The organism is Pseudomonas guariconensis (assembly GCF_900102675.1).
Taxonomy (GTDB): domain Bacteria; phylum Pseudomonadota; class Gammaproteobacteria; order Pseudomonadales; family Pseudomonadaceae; genus Aquipseudomonas; species Aquipseudomonas guariconensis.
In genome coordinates, this window is sequence record NZ_FMYX01000002.1 from 164,926 (window position 1) to 186,411 (window position 21,486).

Here is a 21,486-nt window from a genome sequence, read left to right on the forward strand (position 1 = left end):
CACTACACTGGCCATCGCTCGATACTCAACAGTTCAGAAATTCATTTCAAGGATTGCCTATGCTGCGCAAACTCTCACTGGCGATAGCCGTGTCTTGTGCGTCCAACGCAGTGGTCTGGGCAGCGGATATGCCCACGACGGTGAAAACCGACCTGGTCAGCGTTTACCAGGAGGCGGTCGACAACAACGCCGACCTGGCCGCCGCCCGCGCCGACTACGGCGCTCGTCGCGAAGTGGTCCCCCAGGCCAGGGCCGGACTGCTGCCGAACCTGTCGGCCGGTGCCGAGATGCTCAACACTCGCACCAAGATCGACGAGCCCTCCATCACGTCCAACCGCAGCGGCAATTCCTGGAGCGCCACACTGGCGCAGCCGATCTTCCGTGCCGACCGCTGGTTCCAGTTGCAGGCAGCCGAAGCCGTCAATGAACAGGCGGCCCTCGAGCTGTCGGCCACCGAACAGAACCTGATTCTGCAAACCGCCGAAAACTACTTCGCGGTACTGCGCGCCCAGGACAACCTGGCCTCGACCAAAGCCGAGGAAGCGGCCTTCAAGCGCCAGCTGGACCAGTCCAACGAGCGCTTCGACGTCGGCCTTTCGGACAAGACCGACGTGCTGCAGTCCCAGGCCAGTTACGACACCGCCCGGGCCAACCGGATCATCGCCGAGCGCCAGGTACAGGATGCCTTCGAGGCCCTGGTGACCCTGACCAACCGCGAATACAGCTCGATCCAGGGCGTGGTCCATACCCTACCGGTGCAGGTGCCAATCCCCAACGATGCCAAGGCCTGGGTCGATACCGCGGCGCGGCAGAACCTCAACCTGCTTGCCACCAACCATGCCGTGACCGCCGCCGAGGAAACCCTGCGCCAGCGCAAGGCCGGCCACGCCCCGACGCTCGATGCTGTGGCCAAGTACCAAAAAGGCGACAATGACAGTCTCGGCTTCACCAACCCCTCGCCCTTCGGGCGCTACAGCGGCGACGTGGAGCAGACCAGCATCGGCCTTCAGTTGAACATCCCGATCTACAGTGGCGGGCTGACCAGTTCCCAAGTGCGCGAAGCGTACCAGCGCCTGAGCCAGAGCGAACAGCAGCGCGAAAGCCTGCGTCGTCAGGTGGTGGAGAACACCCGCAACCTGCACCGCGCAGTGAACACAGACGTGGAACAGGTACAGGCGCGCAAGCAATCGATCATTTCCAACCAGAGTGCCCTGGAGGCTACCGAGATCGGCTATCAGGTCGGTACCCGCAACATCGTCGACGTACTCGATGCCCAGCGCCAGCTTTACACCTCGGTGCGCGACTACAACAACAGCCGCTACGACTACATCCTCGACAACCTGCGCCTCAAGCAAGCCGCCGGGACGCTCAGTCCGCAGGACCTGCAGGACTTGGGCCGCTATCTGAAAGCCGACTACAACCCGGACAAGGACTTCCTCCCACCCGACCTGGCAGCCGCGGCGGCAAAGAACTTCGAGCGGCGACCTTGAGGACGCGCTACCGCTACTTCACGGGCACGCCTGCCGAGTGGCTCGTGAAGTAGCTGGCACAGCCTGTCGATGCACATCACTTCATGAAGAAACGAATTGCGTTGTGATCGCCATCGATATGCAGCGAAGACCTGCAGTCGGCGTAGGCCTCGCCGATGGACGCGGCATGAAGCCTGACACGCCGCAGGTCGTACATGATGCTGAAATTGCACGCCAGAGCGCCCGAGGTCACAAGGACCTCCTCAACGAAGCTATGCTTGCCCAGCACCTTCGGCACCATCTCCAACCTACCCTGATCGTCGTCATCCACCGACCAACTGGCGTTGTCATCGATAGTGAAGTGCGGCCCTTTCAAGGCGTCGATGAAATAGGCCCCGGTGTGCTGGATGCTGGCGTTTGGATCCGGGTAGTTCACGCTCACGCTGGCCCACGGTTCGATGAACTTTGGGTACTTCGGCACACCGATCGAGGCCTGTGCCGACAAGGCGGTCATCAGGCCGAACGCGGTGAGTGTCCTGCTGTACATGCGGCGTCTCCTCCAATCTTCGACACGCCTGTTGGCGTCCTGGACAGGAGCGTAGGCAGCACGCCCAGCGCAAATGAACTATCTGTTTGCCACCTTTTGCGTCATCACAGCCATTTCGCCAATGCCTGCACAAGCCGGTCCAGGGCCCCTTGATTGGCTTGCATCACGGCCTTGCCCGCCAGCCCCATGCGCCGGGCATCCTGTGGCAGCTCGATCAAGCGGCGTATAGCGCCAGCCAGTCCCTCGGCATCATCCACCTGCTGCAAGGCACCGGCCTCACGCAACATGGCGGTGATCTCGAGGAAATTGAACACATGTGGTCCCATGACCACCGGCAAGGCCAGCGCAGCAGGCTCCAGTGGGTTGTGCCCGCCGGTAGCCACCAGGCTTCCGCCGACGAAGGCGATATCAGCCAATGCGTAGAGGAACAGCAATTCGCCCATGGTGTCGCCCAACAGCACCGCAGTCTGGCCGTTCACCGGCGTCCCCAGGGAGCGTCGCACCGTGGCGAACTGATCGCGGCACAAGGCATACACCGCATCGAAGCGCTCCGGATGACGCGGCACCAGAATCAGCAGCGCATCACCATGAACCTGCAACAACTGCCGATGGGCCTCCAGGATCAGCGCATCCTCACCCTCGTGGGTACTGGCGGCGATCCACACGGGGCGCTGCTCGGCGCCCCACTGTTCGCGCAAGGCCTTGGCACGTGGTTGCAGTTGCTCGTCGATTTTCAGGTCGAACTTGATCGAGCCGGTCACCTGCACGCACTCGGGGCGCGCGCCCAAGCTGCGGAAACGCTCGGCCTCGACCTCGGTCTGCACGGCGATCAGGCTCATCTCAGCGAGCATCGGACCGGTCAGCCCGGCAAAGCGCGCGTAACCGCGGGCCGAACGCTCGGACAGCCGAGCATTGGCCAAGGCCACCGGGATACCGCGCTTGGTGCATTGGTGAATGTGGTTTGGCCACAGCTCGGTTTCCATTATGATGCCTAGCCGTGGCCGCACATGATCGAGGAAACGCCCGGCGGCCCACGGCAGATCGTATGGCAGGTAGCAATGCTGAATGCGCGGCTCCTCGGCGAACATCGCACGGATCCGCTCCGACCCGGTCGGGGTCATGCAGGTCAGGGTAATGGGCAAGTCCGGGTAGGCCTTGAGCAGGGCGCGAATCATCGGCGCAGCAGCGATGCTCTCGCCTACCGACACCGCATGCACCCAGATGCCTCCCTGGCGCATGGGCGCAAGCTTGCAGGCAAAGCGCTCGGCGATGCGCTGGCCGTAGGCCGGGGCCTTGCGGGCACGCAGGTACAGGCGCAGCGCGACCAGCGGCAGGCCCAGGTGAAACAGCAAGGTATAGAGGGTTCTGTTCATGGCGACGCAGTGTACAAGGAACCGCAAGAAAAGGCCTGCAAGCGGCGAGCCTCAGCCAATCGCCCGCAGGTGCACGGCGAAGCGCTCGGCCAACCATTGCGCCGCCGGCCCCAACGGCTGGTCGCGGCGCCAAGCCAGCTCGACCACCAGCGCCGGCGGGCGCCACTCGCTGTCCAGTTCGACCATGTGCGTTTGGTAGGTCGGATACTGCACCACATGCCGCGGCAGCCAGGCCCAGCCCAGGCCACGCATCAGCAGTTCAGCCATTGAATAGAAGCTGTCGGCGCGCCACACCTGCGGACTGATCGCCTCGCCACCCGGATAACCGCTTTGCTGGGGCGTGATCAGCAATTGCCGATGACGCGCCAGTTGCTGACGACTGACCCGCTGCTCACGGGCCAGCGGATGCCCCACGGCGCAGACCGTGACCATCTCGACGCTGCCCAGCGCCCGACGCTCCAGCGAGGCGGGAATCTGCTCGTGATGGAAGAACAACCCCAGGTCCGCACGCCGCTCGACCAGCTTGCGCGCCACATCCCCCTGAGCACCGCTGGCCAGTTGCACCTCGAGGAACGGAAAGCGGGTGGACAACTCGTCCAGGCTGTCGATGACCGGCTGGTAGGGCATGGCTTCGTCATTGGCTACCCGCAGCAGTGCTTCCTGCCCCCGCATCAATGCCAAGGCCCGGCCGTCCAGACGCTCGCACTGGCGTAGCAGCTCGCGGGCATCCTCGAGCAGGGCCGCACCACTCTCGGTCAAACGTGGCTGGCGCCCGCTGCTGCGCTCGAACAACGTTACGCCCAAGTCCGTCTCCAACAGCGCGATTGCATTGCTGATGGCTGACTGCGCCTTGCGCTGCTCCCGTGCGACAGCAGAAAACGACCGCAACTCGGCCACCCGCAGGAACAGACGCAGCTGATCCAGACTCCACTGCTCAGCCATTGAACCTATCTCCAAGTTAGATAGGTAATGACTTTACCGCATTTCACCTAGGCCTAGAATGCGAGGCCTGGCAACGGAGACTCGCACCATGAACGCATATACCTACCTGACCATCGCCATCTGCGCAGAAGTCATCGCCACCGCTTCCATGAAAGCTGTGAAGGGCTTGAGCACACCGCTGCCCCTGCTGTTGATGGTGTGCGGTTACGCCGTGGCGTTCTGGATGCTGACGCTGGTGGTGCGCAGCATTCCAGTGGGTATCGCCTACGCCATCTGGTCGGGCCTGGGCATCGTGCTGATCAGCGCGGTGGCGCTGGTGATCTATGGGCAGAAGCTGGACTTCCCGGCGATGCTGGGCATGGCCATGATCGTCGGCGGCGTGGTGGTGATCCAGCTGTTCTCCAAGACCGCGGGGCACTGAGCGACAGCGCATTTCATGCACGCCCATGGGCGGCAAGCATCTTGCCCTGTGGTAGTGCCCTCTTCACCGGGCAAACCCGCCCTCACCGGTTCTTCGGCGCTCATAGGTACGCCGCTGTAACGGTGTGAGCGGGTTTACCCGCGAACGCGACAAAACGGTCTGCATCTCTCCCCGGACAAGCATCACGCCACAGCCTGTATACTGGGCAACTGTCCCAGTTCTAGAGGTGCCCGCATGCCATCTGCCATTTCCACTGACGTGCTGATCGTCGGCGCCGGGGTCGCAGGCCTCTGGCTCAATGCCCGGCTGCAGCGCCTGGGGTACTCGACCGTGCTGGTCGAGCGCGCCAGCCTCGGCGGCGAGCAGACCATCAAGTCCCAGGGCATCATCCACGGCGGTACCAAGTACGCCCTGCATGGCGCCCTGACCGGCGCATCGGAGGCCATCGCCGACATGCCTCGCCGCTGGCGCGAAGCACTGGCCGGCAACGGCGAGCTCGACCTCGGCAAGACCCGCATTCTCTCCGAAGCCCACTACCTGTGGTCTCCTGGCACCCTGGCCGGCAACCTCACCAGCTTCTTCGCCAGCAAAGCCGTGCGCGGTCGGGTCGATCAGGTCAAGGGCGATCAATTGCCCCCCGCTCTGCAGGATCGTGCCTTCAAGGGCAAGGTCTATCGCTTGGCCGAACTGGTCATCGACGTGCCCAGCCTGCTCGCCAACCTGGCCGAACTGGCCGGCGACAGCCTACTGGCCGGTGAGCGCATCGAACCCTTGAAAGAAGGCGACGAGCTCGTCGGCTTGCGTGTCGATGACCGTGAAATTCGTGCCCAACGCATCGTCCTCAGCGCCGGCGCGGGCACCGAGGCGCTGCTCCAGGCCCTGGGCCTGAGCCAACCCGCCATGCAACGCCGTCCGCTGCATATGGTCATGGCCAAGGGGCCGAATCTCAAACCGCTCTACGCCCACTGCCTGGGCGGCGGCCCCAAGCCTCGGGTGACCGTCACCACCCACCCGGCTGCGGACGGGCAGTGGGTTTGGTACCTGGGGGGGGATTTGGCCGAAGCCGAGGGGGTCGCCCGCGAGCCTGCGGCGCAGATCGCCGCGGCGCAAAAGGAAATCGCCAGCCTGTTGCCATGGGTCGACCAGAGCCCAGTTCGCTGGGCCACCCTGCGTGTCGACCGCGCAGAACCTGCGCAATCAGGCCTGGTACGCCCGGACAACGCCTTCCTGGCTGACCAGCAGCGCCTGCTGGTGGGCTGGCCGACGAAGCTGGCCCTGGCACCGGACTTTGCTGATCGCGTCTTGGCGAGCCTGGATCGGGACGGCATCCGCCCCACCGCCCAACCGGACCTGACCGACTTGCCCCGCCCCCCGGTTGGCGTGCCTGCCTGGGAGCAACTGCTGCCATGAGCCTGCCGACCCTGCACGACCTCCATCGCCCGCTGGGCAGCACCGGCCTGAAGGTCTCGCCGCTGGGCCTGGGCACCGTCAAGCTTGGCCGGGACCAGGGCGTCAAGTACCCCACCGGTTTCACCATTCCAGGTGATGACGAGGCCCGGCTGTTGCTGGCCCAGGCGCGAGAGCTGGGTATCAATCTCATCGACACCGCCCCTGCCTATGGCCGCAGCGAGGAACGCCTGGGGCCGCTGTTGCGCGGGCAGCGCGACGAGTGGGTGATCGTCAGCAAAGTGGGTGAGGAGTTCGAGGACGGCCAGTCCCGATTCGACTTCAGCGCCGCCCATACTCGCCTGTCGGTGGAGCGCAGCCTGCGTCGTCTGGAGACCGACCGCATCGAGCTGGTGCTGGTGCATTCGGATGGCAACGACCTGGCAATCCTCGAACAGCAAGGCGTCTACCAGACCCTCGCCGAACTCAAGCAGGAGGGCAAGATCCTCGGCTACGGCCTGTCCGGCAAGACCGTAGCCGGCGGACTCAAGGCGCTGGAGCAAGGCGACTGCGCCATGGTCACCTACAACCTCAACGAGCAGGCAGAACGCCCGGTGCTGGACTACGCTGCCGAACACGGCAAGGCCATCCTGGTGAAAAAGGCCTTGGCCAGCGGGCACATCTGCCTCGCGCCCGGGGTCGATCCGGTGCAGGCCAGCTTCGAGCTGCTGTTCTCCCACCCGGGGGTGAGCAGTGCTATCGTCGGTACCATCAACCCGTTGCACCTGGCCCATAACGTGGCCACCGTCGCCCGAATCCTGGGACGGCCTTGAATCGCCCAGACGGGCGCCCAACGCAAGGAGGAGCCTCGTGCCGCGAACGCTGATCCGCAAGAACCCGAGCAACTTCAAAACTTTACCGCTGCATGTCGAAGCCACGCCCGACGGCCTGACCTACAAGCCCATCGGCATGCCGTTGAACTTCTCCCAGGTGCAGCAGCGACGCAAAGCCATTCAGCTGGGCAACCCGGAGCGTTTTGTGGTCGAACTGGCCAACCTCGGGGTATCGGTGCGTCTGACCTTGCATTGGCAGCATCGCGATTACTGGGTGCTGGTGCGCCAGCGCCGCCAGGATCGCGGCGATGTCGTGCTCAAGCTTATTTCCGGTTATGTCCCGGCCCAGGAACTGAACCTGCCGCTGCACACCGCCATCCAGGAGGTGGCCGAGGAGTGCCTGATGGAGACGCCCGAAGGCTGGCTCGGTGGGCGTTTCAACGATACCTGGCTGCCAGCCCCCTACGCCGACGCCCTGCACTACCGCGAGGCATTACCGTTTGTTCTGTCCCCCGAGTCCGGTGCAGCCCGTCCGGTTCACTGCGACAACCTCATGCTGCTGGAACGCCCACGCGCCTATGTGCACCTGCCAACGGCATCCCTGCAGTTGATCTATGACCTTCGCCTGCAGGTCCCCCGGGAGGCCAAGTCGCTCAGTTTGTTCCATGTCGACGAACGGCTGGAAGGCGACCGACTGGTCGCACGCCTGAACCGCAAGCGCCCTGACTTGTATCTGATGCCACTGATCGATGGCCAGCCCACGGCCGAGCTCTATACCTTGAAGAAAGACCAACTGGTGCCTGCAAGCACCCGCGGTCTGTACCTGGCCGAAAGCTTTGCCCGACAGGAAGGCTGGGTGGTGAAGGATGAGCGGATTCGTTGGAAAGAGTGGATCAAGCAACAAGGCCTTGAGCAGGTGCCGACCTCGCACCTGCAGCGATTCAGCGATAAGGCGCGGGCGCTGTTGCAGCGCGCACTGCACAAGTAACGACAGCAGGCCTTACAGGCCAATCGCGTGACAAGCTCCCCACAAGCATTGCGCTATGGGGGAATTGTCACGCGATACCTACGTTGCAGATCAGTGCTTGCGGATCTTCTCGACGATGGCGGTGGTCGAGCTGTTCTCCACCAGTCCCAGTACCTTCACGGTGCCACCGTAGGCCTTGACGATATCGGCGCCGACCACCTGGTCGATGCCATAGTCGCCGCCCTTGACCAGCACGTCCGGTTTGACCTGGCTGAGCAGGTTTTCCGGCGTGCCTTCAGGGAAACTGATGACCCAATCCACAGCCCCCAGGCCAGCCAGTACGGCCATGCGACGGTCGACACTGTTGATTGGACGACCCGGCCCTTTGAGACGGCTGACCGAAGCATCGTCATTGACCGCCACGATCAGGCGGTCACCTTGAGCGCGAGCCTGTTCCAGATAGGTCACATGCCCAGCGTGGAGAATGTCGAAACACCCGTTGGTGAAGACGATCTTTTCGTTGTGTGCCCGGGCATCATCGATGGCCAGCAGCAACTGGTCGAGGGTGAGCACGCCGCGCTCGGAGCCCTCTTCACGCTGGATCGCCCGGCGCAGCTCCGGCGCGCTGATGGCAGCGGTACCCAGTTTGCCGACCACGATACCTGCAGCCAGGTTGGCCAGCGCGACAGCGTGGGGAAGATCCTCGCCGGCGGCAATGGCTGCGGCCAGGGTCGAGATCACGGTATCGCCGGCACCGGTGACATCGAACACTTCACGGGCCCGGGCGGGCAGGTGCAGCGCCGGGTGCCCGGTGCGCAGCAGGGTCATGCCATGCTCGCCACGGGTCACGAGCAGCGCGCCCAGTTCCAGATCCTGGAGCAATTGCAGACCCTTGGCGACCAGTTCGGCCTCGTCGGCGCAACGACCTACGATCGTCTCGAACTCGCTGAGGTTCGGGGTGATCAGACTGGCGCCACGGTAGATGGAGAAGTCCTTGCCCTTGGGGTCGGCCAACACTGGAATGCCCTTGGCCCGCGCCGCCTGGATCAAGCTCTGATGGTTCTTCAGCGCCCCCTTGCCGTAGTCGGACAGGACCAGCACCTTGATGCCTTCGAGCAGCTCATCGACCTCCTCGCCCAACGACAACGGGTCGGTGGCGAACGGTTCTTCGAAATCGATGCGCAACAGCTGTTGGTGACGGCTCATGACCCGCAGCTTGACGATGGTCGGCTGATGAGCGATGCGCTGGAAGACCGAGCGCACACCTGCAGCCTGCAGGCTGTTGGCGAGGCTGTCGGCAGCCTCGTCCTGACCGGTCACGCCGACCAGCGAGGCAGGCGCGCCAAGGGCAGCGATGTTCAGTGCGACGTTGGCCGCGCCGCCGGGGCGATCCTCGATCTGCTCGACCTTGACCACCGGCACCGGTGCTTCGGGAGAGATCCGCGAGGTACCGCCATGCCAGTAGCGGTCGAGCATGACATCACCGACCACCAGGACCGGGGCTTGATCGAAACGCGGCATGGACAACTTCATGGGCAACCCATATGAAAAATAATGAACAGGGGCAGGATATTAGCACAGGGTCGGCGACGGCTTTATGGCCAGCTGCGATCTGTGCGTTACCAATGATGATCGGGGCCGAGAGGGCCCCGATTCAGGGGGGGGTCAGGTGATATCGGCCTTTTCCGGCTCATCCAGCCCCATGGCGTGCAAGCGGGCATAATGGCCATTGGCCTGGAGCAGCTCGGCGTGGGTGCCACGCTCCACCAGGCGGCCTTGGTCCATGACCAGAATCAGGTCGGCCTTCTCGATGGTCGACAGGCGGTGGGCGATCACCAGGGTGGTGCGGCCTTCCATCACGTGGTCCAACGCCGCCTGGATGTGCCGCTCGGATTCGGTATCCAGTGCCGAGGTCGCCTCGTCGAGGATCAGCAGCGGTGCGTTCTTGAGCAGTGCGCGGGCAATCGCCAAGCGCTGGCGCTGGCCACCGGAAAGCAGCACGCCGTTCTCGCCGACTTCGGTGTCGAAACCCTTGGGTAGCTGGTCGACGAAATCCTTGGCGTAGGCATCGGCAGCCGCCGCCTCGATCGCCTCACGCGGCGCACCGGCCAGGTCGCCATAGGCGATGTTGTTGGCCACGGTATCGTTGAACAGAGTGACGTGTTGCGTCACCTGGGACACATGTCGACGCAGATTGCGCAGTCGGTATTGTTCGATCTCCACGCCATCGAGCAGGATCTGCCCCTGATCATGGTGATAGAAGCGTGGAATCAGCGCCGCCAGCGTGGACTTGCCGCTGCCGGAACGCCCAACCAGTGCGATCATCTGCCCAGGCTCGGCGGTAAAGCTGATGTCGCTCAGTACCTGGCGCTCGGTGCCTGGGTAGGTGAAGCTGAGGTTGCGCACCTCCAGGCGGCCTTCCACCTTGTCCTTTTCCACGGTACCGGTGTCCACCTCGGGCTTCTCGTCCAACTGCTCGAAGATGCTCTCGGCGCCGGCCAGGCCCTTCTGGATGGTCGAGCTGACTTCCGAAAGCTGGCGGATCGGCTTGGGCAGCAGGCCCGCGGCGGTGATGTAAGCCACCAGGTCGCCCGCCGAAGCATCGCCACGCAGGAACAGCACCAGGAACATCAGCGCGGCCATGGCGCTGTAGATCACCAGCTGCAGCATCGGCGTGTACAGCGCGCCGGTCTTGGTCATGCGCAGTTGTTTGTCCGTATTGCTCTGGCTGGCGTTGCTGAAGCGACGCTGCTCGTAGGCCTCGCCGCCGAAGCTGCGGACCACGCGATAGCCCTGGATGGTCTCGGAGGCTACATGGGTGACGTCCCCCATGGCCACCTGGATCTTCTTGCTCTGCTTGCGAAACTTCTTGCTCGCGGTGCTGACCATCAGGGCGATGACCGGCAGGATGGCAACCATCACCAAGGTCAGCTTCCAGTTCATCCACAGCAGGTAGGCGAACAGGAACACCACGGTCAGGCCTTCGCGAATCACCACTTTGATCGCATCGGTGGCGGCGCCGGTGACCATGGTCACGTTGAAGGTGATGCGGGAAATCAGGTGACCGGAGTTGTGGCTGTCGAAATAGCGGTTCGGCAGCACCAACAGCTTGTTGAACAACTCCACCCGCAGGTCATGCACCAACCCCAGGGAGACCTTGGCCAGGTAGTAGTTGCCCAGGAACGAGCCCAGGCCCTGCCAGGCTGCGATCAGGATGATCAGCAACGGCACGGCCTGCAGCAACTGCATGTCTTTGAGGTAGGGCACGTCCGGGAACAGGACCGCCTGTGGATCGCTCAATCCATCGACGAAATACTTGAGAATCCCCGCCAGCATCGGCTGGGTGGAGGCGAAGATCACGAAGCCCACGATACTCAGCAGGAAAATGCCGATATAGGGTTTGACGTAGCTCAGCAGCCGGAAGTAGATCTTCAGGCTGGAGGTTTGCTCCGCCGGTAGCGGTGTTTCGGCCATCATCGAGCTCGCTGTTCAGGTTGAACCGGAAATTTTAACACAGGGTTTGTCCAGGGCACCCGTCGGGGCAGCACCAGACCCACATGACCAGCCTCTTCGCAGGCCGGCGCAATGCTTCTTGGCTTCGATCCCTGAAACAATCCAACGCCACCATCATGGTACTGGCGCGTTATTTTCGGCATTATTGCCGGTCATTTTGCTTGCCAGACGACAAGGCCCTACCCATGCAATGCTCCCGGCTCTCCCAGGTCGACTTCGATCAGCTGACACTCGGTGCCAAGGTTCTAGAGGCAGATAGCTACGGCGCCAAAGTCTACCTGCTAGGGAATGGCAATATCCTTAAAATCTTCCGTCGCAAGCGTTTGATTTCATCTGCATTGTTGCGCCCCTACTCGCAACGCTTCGTCGAAAATGCGGCACGCCTGACGCAACTGGGGATCCCGACCCTGCAGGTGATCAGCCACCACAAGCTCGAACTGCCAGGACGCACCGCCGTGCTGTACCGCCCACTGCCGGGCGAAACACTGCTGCAGCTGTCGCGCAAACCTGGGTTCAGTTGGGACGCCCTTATGCCTCAACTGATCGAGTTGATCCGTCAGTTGCACCGTTCGGGCATTTATTTCCGCTCGTTGCACCTGGGTAACGTGGTGATGACACCCGACCAGCGCCTTGGGCTGATCGATGTGGCGGACATGCGCTTCCTGCGTGCACCGCTTTCGGCGCGAATGGTTCGGCGCAACGTCCAGCACATGGCGCGGTACATCGAGCGAGAAAAACTCGCCAATCAGTTCCCCGTCGCCGATTTCGAGGCTGCCCTGCTGGCCCATTGAGGTCTGCTAATCGATAGCGGCTGTCAGGTCCTGGGGCCGCTTCGCCAGCACCTACCAAGACTGCGCTGGGCCGCACACCGGCCCGGGCGGCTGGAAGCCGCCGCCGAGCCCCAGGTAAAAGAAGCCGGTCAGAATCCCAGTGCCAGGCGCAGACGCTGCCAACGGGTCAGCGGCGGATGCGGACGCAGCGCAGGTACCAGATGCTCGACGATGCTGCGTCCTACCTGGGCGAAGCTAAAGCGTGACACCGCAAGCTCACGACCATTACGGGCGATGCGCTCGGCAAGTTCGGGGTCGTTGCGCAGTACCGCCAATTTCTCCCGCAAGGTCGGAATGCTGTCGTACAGCACCAAGTTGTGCATGTCCTCAAGACCCAGTGCACGGTTCTCCGCCTCGCCCTGGTCATAGGCCAGCAGCACGCAGCCACAGGCCATGGCCTCGAAGTTCTTGATCATGTATTCGCCCATGCCCACATCGGCGCTGACGAAGAAGCGAATACGGTTGAGCGTATTGCAGTAATCCTCGCCGGACTTGGTGCGGGTGACCACCAGGTTCTCCACCTGACCCAGCTCATCGAGCAACGCCTTGCGACCACTGTAGGCGACGCTTCCAGTGCTGCCGACGAAGGCCAGCTCGATATCGCGCTCGCGCCCCTGGTCTGTGAGCAATTGCTCGTCGTAACCCTTGGGCACGAACACTGCGTCGAAACCTTCCTGGCGCAGGCGCTCGCTGACCATATAGCCGGAGCTGATCACCCGAGCCCACGGCAACTGGCGATAATGCGCACTGAACTTGCCGGTGTACTTGCACGGTATGTAGTTCTGGTAGGCGTCGTGCTCGAGAATCACCAGGTTGGGCACGCTGCGGATGAACGGGACCTGGCGGATCTCCTGCTTGAAGCGTAGGAAGAACACGATCCGGTCATAGCGCGTGACATCCACCTCGCGCTTGAAGTAGCGGCGCAGGTTGCGCTGGTCCTCGCTGCTCAGCCAGCGCAGGTCGCAATCGCAATTGGCGGCCACCCCATCGTACAGGCGGTCGAGGATCGCCCGTTGCTCCTTCTGCACCAGAAATAGGACTTTCATTGCTTTGCTTGGGCCTCTGCGCCTTCAATCATTCGTCGCGCTCAAACGTGCGACGCCAGAACAGCTCGTGGCGGCGTACCGCCTTGCGGAAGAATTCGTTCTCGCCATAAGGCGATGGCTTGCGTCCGGCCAGCCAGCGTTGCAGGGCACGCCGCAAGCGACGCTTGAACGGCGCGCTGGGCTGCAGGTCATGCATCATGCCCAAGGCCATGGCCTTGTCGCGTTGGATGGCAAGACTCAATACCTGGCTGCAGGGTGCCCAGACCTGGTCGGCACTCAACTGCGGGGGCAAGGCAACGCCGTCGCCGCTGTCACCCATCGGCCAGCGGTCATTGTCGTGCAGGTGGTTGGCGTAGCACAGCAGCGTCTCGGGCTGCCAGTCCAGGCCCTGCAACGCTTCGAGCACCGCCGCTTGGGCACAGATGTGATCCGGATGTGGATCGAGCTGTGGATGTGGCATCACCAGCACCTGGGGCCGCGCCCGCTCCAGGACGGCGCGCAGATCGGCCAGTAGGTTGTTCCAGGTCGGTGCACCATCGGCATCACCTGGCAAGTCGAAGGGGTTGAATCGGCGGAAGGGGCGGATGTCGGCCATGTCCGCCTCACGCGAGCCCACCGGCATGTCCGGCGCCGCTTGCATCGCCGGCAATTGCAGACAGAAATAGCCCAACTGCACACAGCGCGACTCAGGCACGCCCGCCCAGCGCGGCACCGCGATGCTGTCCCAGGCGCGCAGACGGCCCTTCAGGCGCGCCGCCTCAGCCTTGGGCAGGCCCATCTGCTGATAGTGCTCGGCCTCGATCTCACCTGCGGTCAGGGTGACCACCCAGGCTTCTTCGGCCTGGCTATACAGGCCATAGGCAGCAAGCTCAGCGTCATCTGCATGGGGTGCGATGACCATCACACGGCGCTTGTGCAATTCGACCGAGGGGGTTATCCACAGGCGAGGCTCGCCGACCAGCCGACAGTGGCGACCGCGCAAACGCAAGACACCCGCCATCAGGGGCGCGGCGAAACCGGTCAGGTTCAGGAAGCGGACACCATCGACGCCGCGTTCGAAAGTCTGGCAGTCCTGCTCGGACTCACCATCAAGCAGCACCTGCGGGTCGAGAAAACGCCCCAACCAGTTGGCTTTGACCCGTACTTCGAGGATCAGCGTCTCATCGCCTGCCAGTGGCACATCGACCTGGAGCCGGTCACCCTGAAGCCGCGCAGCGGCCTGGCGGGTCAATTCGCCGAAGCGGTAGGCATAGTCTTCGGAGGGCGAATAGAACAGGTGATCAGCGAACCAGGCCTCGTGGGCAATCCACACCAGCGGCAATAGCACCAGTGGCAGCCACCACCAAGTCAATACCCCCAGGGCGGCCAGCACCATGAGCCCGGCCAGCAGCCCCAGGCGCTTGTTGCGCCGATGGCGTTTGAGCAACTGCTGCTTGCGGCTCACGACTGGAACACCGGCACCGGGTTGCACCAGCGGTCCTTGTACTCGCGGTCGGCGCGACCGAAGGAGAATCGCAGCGGTTTGTTGCGCGCCCTGGCGTCCTCCCAGGCAGCCTGGGTATTGAGGAAGCTCAGGACGCTGCCCGGGCTGAAGGCCTTGGTCTCTGGGTCGACCCCGCCGTTGATGTATTCGACGCTGATCCATTCCGGCGCCTCGACCCGGTACACCAGCTGGATCGCGATCGGCGCCCCATCGAGCAGCAACACTGAGCCGATCAACAGGTCACGCAGGCGCTCCAGCACCTCAGCCATACGCGCCGCGCCCGTGGCCGGGAACCCCCAGCGGCGCATGAACAGGTCGCAGTAGATGGCGGCAATTTCGGTCGCGCTGAAGTCGCTGATCGGCCGCACCACACCGCCCGCCTCTTCCAGCAGGCGCAGCTCGCGGCGCTGGTTGTAACGGAACTTCTTCGACAAGTCTTCATGGGCACGGGCCATGGCCAGCTGCTCGGCTTGCGCCTTGAGCCCAGTGAATCGACCTTGGTTCAACTCGGAAAGATAACGCGCTGCATGGCGCAGTGGCGCACCGGCATCGGGAGCTGCGGGCAGGATGATTTCCGCATTGCCCAGGTCGAACAGGCCCTTCTTACCGTGGCGCTTGAGCACGTCCTTGGACAGCGCCAGGTGACGCCCCCAAGTTGGAATAGCAGCCTTGAGCTCGCCAGCGTGGTGCCAACCCAGGTAACGCACAGGGATCTGCGCCAGGTCCGCCAATTGCTCGACCACCTGCGGATGGGTGGCGACACTGCCGCCGAAACGATGCCAGGCATCGGCGTAGGCCTGACCGTCGATGACGGACCAGCCGCGCTCGCGCAGGGCCCGGATATGATTGAGCATCACGCCTCCGCCACCAATGCCCGCACCTGCGGCAAGGCCCAGAAGGCCTCGCGTACGGCCTGGTCGGAAAATCGCTCATGCAGGCGTTGTAGCATGTGCTCGGCGCACGCCTGGCGCTGCGCCGCATCCAGCCCGGCCATATGCTTCAGGCCTTGGGCCAGCTGAGCGGCATCCCCAAGCGGGAACAGCACGCCCACACCTTCAACCACCTCGAGGGCTCCACCACACGCCGTGGCGAGCAGCGGTACGCCGGCAACCATCGCCTCCAGCAGAACCATGCCGAACGGCTCATGGTCGGAGCTCAGGGCGAACACGTCGAACGCCTGGAAATAGCGCCGCGCATTGGGCACCTGGCCCAGAAAATCCACCTGACCGGCAATACCCAGCTGCGCCGCCTGCGCTTTGAGCGCAGCTTCCAGGCGGCCCTCTCCCAGGATCGCCAGACGGGCGCCAGCTGGCAGATCGGGTAGCGCCTCGGCAAAGCCGCGAAGCAAAGTGGCCTGGTCCTTGTCGGGATGCAGGCGACCGACGTTGCCGACGACCCAGGCCTGCGGATCGAGCCCCAGCGCCCGGCGCGCCTCCTCACGAGGCACCAGGCCGGCCTGCAGCCCCTGGACATCGATGCGGTTGTACAGTGTCTGGATTCGCTCGACCGGCCACTGCGCCAGGCAATGGCGCATGTCGTCACGCACCGCATCGGAAACGCCGAGCAGGCTCAGACGCTTTTTGAACAGGTTGGCGAACAGGCGCCGACCGCCGCGCTGGTAGTCACCGAACGCATGGTGCACGCCGATCACCGGCAAGCGGGTACCCAGCAGCGCCACATAGATCGGCTTGAAGCGGTGGGCGATGCAGAAGCTGAAGTCGCGGGCCGCGGCGATCTTGCGCAACGCGGCGATCGCGCCCAGCTTCAGGCCACGTACGGCCTTGGAGCTGAACTCCAGAAACAGCACTTCGTCCGACGCGCAACCTGCGGCTACCTGGGGGTCGGCCTTTCCGGTGAGAAAGACCGTGGTGACCTTGAAGCCGCTGCCCTGGAACAGACTGGCATATTGACGGGCGCAATCGAGGAATGGCCCGTCATAGCCGTGGCAGAACTGCAGGACGCGCCGTTCAGAGCGGTTGGTCATAAGGCGCCGCGCCGTCCTTGACTACCAGGATGTCCTCCATGATCAGGTACTGCAGGTCCGAGCCGAAGAACATGTTCAGGGCATCGGTCGGCGAGCAGATCATGGGTTCGCCACGGCGGTTGAGCGACGTGTTCAGCGACACGCCGTTGCCGGTCAGGTCCTCGAGGGCCTTCATCATGTCGTAGTAACGCGGGTTGTATTCACGCTTGAGCACCTGGGCGCGAGAGGTGCCGTCCTCATGGACCACCTCTGGTACACGGGTTTTCCATTCCTCGGCGACCTCGAAGGTGAAGGTCATGAACGGCGCGGGGTGATCGACCTTGATCATCTGCGGCCCTACAGTGTCGAGCATCGACGGGCAGAAGGGTCTCCAGCGCTCGCGGAACTTGATCTGCTCATTGATCCGGTCGGCCACGCCCGGCACGCTCGGGCAACCGATGATCGAACGACCACCCAGCGCACGCGGGCCGAACTCCATGCGGCCCTGGAACCAGGCCACTGGGTTGCCATCGACCATGATCTTGGCGATGCGCTGCGGCATATCGTCGATCTTGCGCCATTTCGGTGCATTTGGATGACGGGCACAGGCGGCGATCACGTCTTCGTTGGAGTACGAAGGGCCGAGGTAGACGTGCTCCATCTTCTCGACCGGCACGCCGCGGGCGTGGGAAACATACGCTGCGGCACCGACGGCGGTACCGGCATCGCCCGAGGCAGGCTGCACGAACAGTTCCTTGACGTCTGGGCGGGCGATGATTTTCTGGTTGAGCTTGACGTTCAGCGCGCAACCGCCGGCGAAGGCGAGTTTGCCACCCTGCTTGAGGATGTCGCCCAGGTAGTAGTCAATCATTTGCAGCGCGAGCTTCTCGAACAGCGCCTGCATGCTCGCGGCGTAGTGGATGTATGGCTCGTCGGCGATGTCGCCTTCGCGCTTGGGCCCCAGCCACTCGATCAGCTTGGGCGAGAAGTAGAAACCTTTGCCCTTCTCTTTATAGCGGCGCAGGCCAATGACGTTGGCGTACTCGGTGTTGATCACCAGCTCGCCGTTCTCGAAGCTGGCCAGACGGGAGAAGTCATACTTGCTGGCGTCGCCATAGGGCGCCATGCCCATGACCTTGAATTCGCCATCGAGCATCTCGAAACCGAGGAACTCGGTGATCGCGCCATACAGGCCACCCAGGGAGTCCGGATCGTAGAACTCCTTGATCTTGTGGATCTTGCCGTTCTCGCCGTAGCCGAAGAAGGTGGTGGCGTACTCGCCCTTGCCGTCGATACCCAGGATCGCGGTCTTTTCCTTGAAGCCCGAGCAGTGGTAGGCGCTGGAGGCGTGGGCCAGGTGGTGTTCGACCGGTTCGATCTTGATCTTCTTCGGGTCGAAGCCCAGCTGCTCCAGGCACCAGACGATCTTCTTGCGGTAACGCTTGTAGCGACGGTTGCCCATCAGGATCGCGTCGAGGGCGCGGTCCGGGGCGTACCAGTAGCGCTTGGCATAGTGCCAGCGCGCCTTGCCGAACAGGCTGATGGGGGCGAACGGAATGGCCACTACGTCGACGTCGGACGGCTTGATGCCGGCCTGCTCCAGGCAGAACTTCGCCGACTCGTAGGGCATGCGGTTCTTCGCATGCTTGTCACGCACGAAGCGCTCTTCTTCGGCGGCGGCAACCAGTTTGCCGTCGATGTACAGGGCCGCGGAAGGGTCATGGCTAAGGGCGCCGGACAGGCCAAGAATCGTCAATGCCAAGGGTCTAGCCTCTTCTTTCGGTAGGGATGCGCCATCGGCCTTGCAGGCGGATGGCGGCTAAAGGGCGGAATTATAACGCAAACAGCAGGGGGTGCGATTGCTGGAAGGGGCTACAGGAAGCAGCGCTGTACCACGAGCGAGTTCGCAGCCTGGCATGGCTGCGCAACAGGCCCTTGTCACTCGGCGATCAGCCAGTCCATCCGGAAGCTGCCGGCCGTTTGCGCCAGCTCCTTGGCCAACCACGGCAACAGCTCGCGCAGCTCCTCTTCCAGCCCCCACGGCGGGTTGGCGATAGCCAGGCCCGAGCCATTGAGACCCTGGGGGCTGTCCTGATGATGGACATACAACTCGACCCGCAGCAGCTTGGGCGCCCCGGTGCTGGTGAGGTCTTGATAGAACCGCGTGAGCGATCGCTGATCCTTGATCGGGTACCAGATCGCAGCGACGGTCTGGCGCATGCGGCCGATCGCCTCTTTCATCGCCACGGTGCAGCGCTTGAGCTCATCGGCCTGCTCGAAAGGCGGGTCGATCAACATCACCGCGCGCTTCTCCTGCACCGGCAGCAATGCCCGAGGCACGTGCCAGCCCTCGCCCAGGTGCACGACCACCCGCGGGTCTTTCTTCATGTTTTCCTTGAGCAGCGGGCCGTCTTCGGGGTGCTTCTCGTTGAGTAGCGCCCGATCCTGCTGACGCATCAGGCGCCGCGCCAGCTCCGGGGATCCGGGGTAATAGCGCAGCTCGCCGTCCGGATTCAGGCGTTTGATGATTCGCAGGTAGTCAGCGGTGACGGTCGGCAGGTCTTCGCGATTCCACAGTCGGGCGACACCTTCGAGGTACTCACCGGTGCGGGTCGCCTGGTCGCCCTGCAAATCATACAGACCAAGGCCGGCATGGGTATCGATGTAGGCGAACGGCTGCTCCTTGCGCGACATCAGGGCGATGAGGCGAGTCAGCACGATGTGCTTGAGGACGTCGGCGTGATTACCGGCGTGGAAGGCGTGACGATAGTTCATGGCAACTCCTGCGGGGGCGACAAGTTTACCTTGTCAGGCAGGCGGAGTCAGGCCTGGCTGTCGATCGGCGCATGCTGCACTCGCGGTCAAGCCCGCCCCCAGGCAACTGGAGCCTGTGGGAGCGGACTTGCCGCGAACAAAGCAGTTGTCCTAACGCAGGATCACTTCTCGGCGTGATACGCCGCGTCGGCTTTCTCGAAGCGCGACACCATGCTGCCGGTCGGGGCACCCAGCTTGCTCACCACTACGATGGCGATGCTGGCGAACAGGAAGCCCGGGATGATTTCGTACAGACCCAGCCCAACGTAGTTCTTCCACAGAATCACCGTCAGGGCGCCGACCACGATACCGGCCAGTGCGCCGTTGCGGGTCATGCCCTTCCACAGCACGGAGATCAGCACGACCGGACCGAAAGCGGCACCGAAACCTGCCCATGCGTAGGCCACCAGGCCCAGTACGCGGTTTTCCGGATTGGCGGCCATGGCGATGGCGATCAGAGCCACAGCCAGCACCATCAGGCGGCCGACCCAGACCAGTTCACGCTGGGAAGCATTCTTGCGCAGGAAGGATTTGTAGAAATCTTCGGTCAGCGCGCTGGAGCACACCAGCAGCTGGCAGCTCAGGGTACTCATCACCGCAGCCAGGATGGCCGACAGCAAAACACCCGCGATCCAGGGGTTGAACAGGATCTTGGCCAGCTCGATGAACACACGCTCATGGTTCTCGGTGACGGGACCTGCGACCTCAGGGTGAGCCGAGAAGTAGGCGATACCGAAGAAACCGACGGCGCAGGTACCGGCCAGGCACAGGATCATCCAGGTCATGGAGATGCGACGGGCCTTGGCGATCGACTTGACCGAGTCGGCGGCCATGAAACGCGCCAGGATGTGAGGCTGGCCGAAGTAGCCAAGGCCCCAGCCCATCAGCGAGATGATGCCAATGAAGGTCGCGCCGCGGAACATGTCGAAGTTGGCGGGGTTCTGCGCTTCGATGGCCAGGAAGGTAGTGTCAAAGCCACCCGTGGAGATCAGCACGATGATCGGAGTGAGGATCAGCGCGAAGATCATCAGCGAAGCCTGTACGGTGTCGGTCCAGCTGACCGCCAGGAAGCCACCGACGAAGGTGTAGGCGATAGTAGCGGCCGCGCCGGCCCACAGGGCGGTCTCGTAAGGCATGCCGAAGGTGCTTTCGAACAGGCGGGCACCGGCAACGATGCCGGAGGCGCAGTAGATGGTGAAGAACACCAGGATGACGATCGCCGAGATGACCCGCAGCAGACCGCTGTTGTCTTCGAAACGGCTGGAGAAGTAGTCCGGCAGGGTCAGGGCATCGCCATTGAACTCGGTCTGCACACGTAGGCGACCGGCGACGAACAGCCAGTTGAGGTAGGCGCCGACGGTCAGGCCGATGGCGATCCAGGCTTCGGAAAGACCCGCGAAATAGATAGCGCCCGGCAGGCCCATCAGCAGCCAGCCGCTCATGTCGGAGGCGCCGGCGGAAAGCGCGGTGACCACGCTACCAAGGCTGCGACCGCCCAGGATGTAGTCGGAGAGGTTCTTGGTGGAGCGATAGGCGGCGAAGCCGATCAGCACCATTGCCGCAATGTAGATCACGAAGGTGATCGTGAGTGGATTGCCCATGGTTGTGCCCTGGCGTTGTTTTTATGTTTTGCGACCGCCGGCAAGGCGGTTGCACCTAGGCGGCGCATCCTATGCAACAACACGAACGAGGTGCAACCATTTTTCATTTGCAAGTTGCACCTACACCTGCATTTTCAGACAAAACCGCTTCTTTGCACCTTTTTGTTTCAAAAACCGGGTTTTTCATAAGAAAAAGCACCAAGAAAGTACATTTTCCTGCCACCCATGGAGCCGTCGGACGAGTTGCACCTACGCTGATCAAAAAACGGGTTGCACCCGGTTGCACCCGGATTGTCCT

The 21,486-nt window shown here is 63.1% G+C and carries 18 protein-coding genes; 6 read left to right on the plus strand and 12 right to left on the minus strand.

Features of this window, described 5'->3' with window-relative positions:
* Positions 1-59 precede the first annotated feature (59 nt).
* Positions 60-1,490 (plus strand): TolC family outer membrane protein, encoded by a 1,431-nt coding sequence (locus BLS27_RS03655; RefSeq protein WP_043207331.1) that lies wholly within the window; start codon positions 60-62, stop codon positions 1,488-1,490.
* Positions 1,491-1,566: 76 nt separating this feature from the next.
* On the opposite strand, the gene BLS27_RS03660 is transcribed toward BLS27_RS03655, so the two are convergent.
* The 3 genes from BLS27_RS03660 to BLS27_RS03670 all read right to left on the minus strand — a co-directional run bounded on the left by BLS27_RS03660 (position 1,567) and on the right by BLS27_RS03670 (position 4,331).
* Entirely contained in the window at positions 1,567-2,016 is a 450-nt protein-coding gene (locus BLS27_RS03660) for a hypothetical protein (RefSeq protein ID WP_090343211.1), read from the minus strand.
* 104 nt (positions 2,017-2,120) lie between these two features.
* Positions 2,121-3,389, minus strand: coding sequence for a lipid IV(A) 3-deoxy-D-manno-octulosonic acid transferase (gene waaA, locus BLS27_RS03665; protein WP_043207327.1), 1,269 nt, complete (start codon positions 3,387-3,389; stop codon positions 2,121-2,123).
* 51 nt (positions 3,390-3,440) lie between these two features.
* Positions 3,441-4,331, minus strand: a complete 891-nt coding sequence (locus BLS27_RS03670; protein WP_043207326.1) for a LysR family transcriptional regulator — start codon at positions 4,329-4,331, stop codon at positions 3,441-3,443.
* A gap of 88 nt (positions 4,332-4,419) precedes the next feature.
* Here BLS27_RS03670 and BLS27_RS03675 point away from each other — a divergent pair, with 88 nt between their 5' ends.
* From BLS27_RS03675 to BLS27_RS03690, 4 genes are all read left to right on the plus strand, one after another.
* Positions 4,420-4,752: a DMT family transporter gene (locus BLS27_RS03675; protein ID WP_043207325.1), complete on the plus strand. Its 333-nt coding sequence runs from the start codon at positions 4,420-4,422 to the stop codon at positions 4,750-4,752.
* Between the two features lie 234 nt (positions 4,753-4,986).
* On the plus strand, positions 4,987-6,162 hold the full coding sequence (locus BLS27_RS03680; protein WP_090343214.1) for an NAD(P)/FAD-dependent oxidoreductase: 1,176 nt from the start codon (positions 4,987-4,989) through the stop codon (positions 6,160-6,162).
* Complete coding sequence (locus BLS27_RS03685; RefSeq protein ID WP_043207324.1) at positions 6,159-6,971, plus strand: aldo/keto reductase; 813 nt, start codon at positions 6,159-6,161, stop codon at positions 6,969-6,971. The genes BLS27_RS03680 and BLS27_RS03685 overlap by 4 nt, the downstream gene beginning before the upstream one ends.
* A 37-nt stretch (positions 6,972-7,008) precedes the next feature.
* Positions 7,009-7,959 (plus strand): metal ABC transporter ATPase, encoded by a 951-nt coding sequence (locus BLS27_RS03690; RefSeq protein WP_090343217.1) that lies wholly within the window; start codon positions 7,009-7,011, stop codon positions 7,957-7,959.
* A gap of 90 nt (positions 7,960-8,049) precedes the next feature.
* Here the strand turns inward: BLS27_RS03690 and hldE are convergent, their stop codons facing one another.
* Complete coding sequence (hldE, locus tag BLS27_RS03695) at positions 8,050-9,471, minus strand: bifunctional D-glycero-beta-D-manno-heptose-7-phosphate kinase/D-glycero-beta-D-manno-heptose 1-phosphate adenylyltransferase HldE (RefSeq protein ID WP_043207322.1); 1,422 nt, start codon at positions 9,469-9,471, stop codon at positions 8,050-8,052.
* Positions 9,472-9,603: 132 nt separating this feature from the next.
* Complete coding sequence (gene msbA, locus BLS27_RS03700) at positions 9,604-11,412, minus strand: lipid A export permease/ATP-binding protein MsbA (RefSeq protein ID WP_043207321.1); 1,809 nt, start codon at positions 11,410-11,412, stop codon at positions 9,604-9,606.
* A gap of 224 nt (positions 11,413-11,636) precedes the next feature.
* Between msbA and BLS27_RS03705 the strand changes: the two genes are divergently transcribed.
* A complete protein-coding gene (locus BLS27_RS03705) occupies positions 11,637-12,242 on the plus strand; it encodes a BUD32 family EKC/KEOPS complex subunit (RefSeq protein ID WP_090343219.1) in 606 nt (201 codons plus the stop codon).
* 128 nt (positions 12,243-12,370) lie between these two features.
* Here the strand turns inward: BLS27_RS03705 and BLS27_RS03710 are convergent, their stop codons facing one another.
* The 7 genes from BLS27_RS03710 to putP all read right to left on the minus strand — a co-directional run bounded on the left by BLS27_RS03710 (position 12,371) and on the right by putP (position 21,188).
* On the minus strand, positions 12,371-13,327 hold the full coding sequence (locus tag BLS27_RS03710; RefSeq protein ID WP_090343220.1) for a glycosyltransferase family protein: 957 nt from the start codon (positions 13,325-13,327) through the stop codon (positions 12,371-12,373).
* 28 nt (positions 13,328-13,355) lie between these two features.
* Positions 13,356-14,771: a PIG-L deacetylase family protein gene (locus BLS27_RS03715; protein WP_043207313.1), complete on the minus strand. Its 1,416-nt coding sequence runs from the start codon at positions 14,769-14,771 to the stop codon at positions 13,356-13,358.
* Complete coding sequence (locus tag BLS27_RS03720) at positions 14,768-15,664, minus strand: antimicrobial resistance protein Mig-14 (RefSeq protein WP_043207311.1); 897 nt, start codon at positions 15,662-15,664, stop codon at positions 14,768-14,770. Before BLS27_RS03720 ends, BLS27_RS03715 begins: the two co-directional genes overlap by 4 nt.
* On the minus strand, positions 15,664-16,794 hold the full coding sequence (locus tag BLS27_RS03725; RefSeq protein ID WP_090343221.1) for a glycosyltransferase: 1,131 nt from the start codon (positions 16,792-16,794) through the stop codon (positions 15,664-15,666). The genes BLS27_RS03720 and BLS27_RS03725 overlap by 1 nt, the downstream gene beginning before the upstream one ends.
* On the minus strand, positions 16,778-18,535 hold the full coding sequence (locus BLS27_RS03730) for a carbamoyltransferase family protein (protein ID WP_043207308.1): 1,758 nt from the start codon (positions 18,533-18,535) through the stop codon (positions 16,778-16,780). The genes BLS27_RS03725 and BLS27_RS03730 overlap by 17 nt, the downstream gene beginning before the upstream one ends.
* A gap of 176 nt (positions 18,536-18,711) precedes the next feature.
* Positions 18,712-19,548, minus strand: coding sequence for a 23S rRNA (adenine(2030)-N(6))-methyltransferase RlmJ (locus BLS27_RS03735; RefSeq protein WP_090343222.1), 837 nt, complete (start codon positions 19,546-19,548; stop codon positions 18,712-18,714).
* A gap of 161 nt (positions 19,549-19,709) precedes the next feature.
* On the minus strand, positions 19,710-21,188 hold the full coding sequence (gene putP / locus BLS27_RS03740; RefSeq protein ID WP_043207301.1) for a sodium/proline symporter PutP: 1,479 nt from the start codon (positions 21,186-21,188) through the stop codon (positions 19,710-19,712).
* Between the last annotated feature and the right edge of the window lie 298 nt (positions 21,189-21,486).

What these genes read in the sequence shown, in the direction of transcription:
- BLS27_RS03720 (WP_043207311.1), bottom strand. Translation starts at nt 15,664, where the DNA reads ATGCTCAATCATATCCGGGCCCTGCGCGAGCGCGGCTGGTCCGTCATC.
- msbA (WP_043207321.1), bottom strand. Translation starts at nt 11,412, where the DNA reads ATGGCCGAAACACCGCTACCGGCGGAGCAAACCTCCAGCCTGAAGATC.
- BLS27_RS03725 (WP_090343221.1), bottom strand. Translation starts at nt 16,794, where the DNA reads ATGACCAACCGCTCTGAACGGCGCGTCCTGCAGTTCTGCCACGGCTAT.
- BLS27_RS03655 (WP_043207331.1), top strand. Translation starts at nt 60, where the DNA reads ATGCTGCGCAAACTCTCACTGGCGATAGCCGTGTCTTGTGCGTCCAAC.
- putP (WP_043207301.1), bottom strand. Translation starts at nt 21,188, where the DNA reads ATGGGCAATCCACTCACGATCACCTTCGTGATCTACATTGCGGCAATG.
- BLS27_RS03710 (WP_090343220.1), bottom strand. Translation starts at nt 13,327, where the DNA reads ATGAAAGTCCTATTTCTGGTGCAGAAGGAGCAACGGGCGATCCTCGAC.
- BLS27_RS03675 (WP_043207325.1), top strand. Translation starts at nt 4,420, where the DNA reads ATGAACGCATATACCTACCTGACCATCGCCATCTGCGCAGAAGTCATC.
- BLS27_RS03660 (WP_090343211.1), bottom strand. Translation starts at nt 2,016, where the DNA reads ATGTACAGCAGGACACTCACCGCGTTCGGCCTGATGACCGCCTTGTCG.
- BLS27_RS03735 (WP_090343222.1), bottom strand. Translation starts at nt 19,548, where the DNA reads ATGAACTATCGTCACGCCTTCCACGCCGGTAATCACGCCGACGTCCTC.
- hldE (WP_043207322.1), bottom strand. Translation starts at nt 9,471, where the DNA reads ATGAAGTTGTCCATGCCGCGTTTCGATCAAGCCCCGGTCCTGGTGGTC.
- waaA (WP_043207327.1), bottom strand. Translation starts at nt 3,389, where the DNA reads ATGAACAGAACCCTCTATACCTTGCTGTTTCACCTGGGCCTGCCGCTG.
- BLS27_RS03685 (WP_043207324.1), top strand. Translation starts at nt 6,159, where the DNA reads ATGAGCCTGCCGACCCTGCACGACCTCCATCGCCCGCTGGGCAGCACC.
- BLS27_RS03680 (WP_090343214.1), top strand. Translation starts at nt 4,987, where the DNA reads ATGCCATCTGCCATTTCCACTGACGTGCTGATCGTCGGCGCCGGGGTC.
- BLS27_RS03705 (WP_090343219.1), top strand. Translation starts at nt 11,637, where the DNA reads ATGCAATGCTCCCGGCTCTCCCAGGTCGACTTCGATCAGCTGACACTC.
- BLS27_RS03670 (WP_043207326.1), bottom strand. Translation starts at nt 4,331, where the DNA reads ATGGCTGAGCAGTGGAGTCTGGATCAGCTGCGTCTGTTCCTGCGGGTG.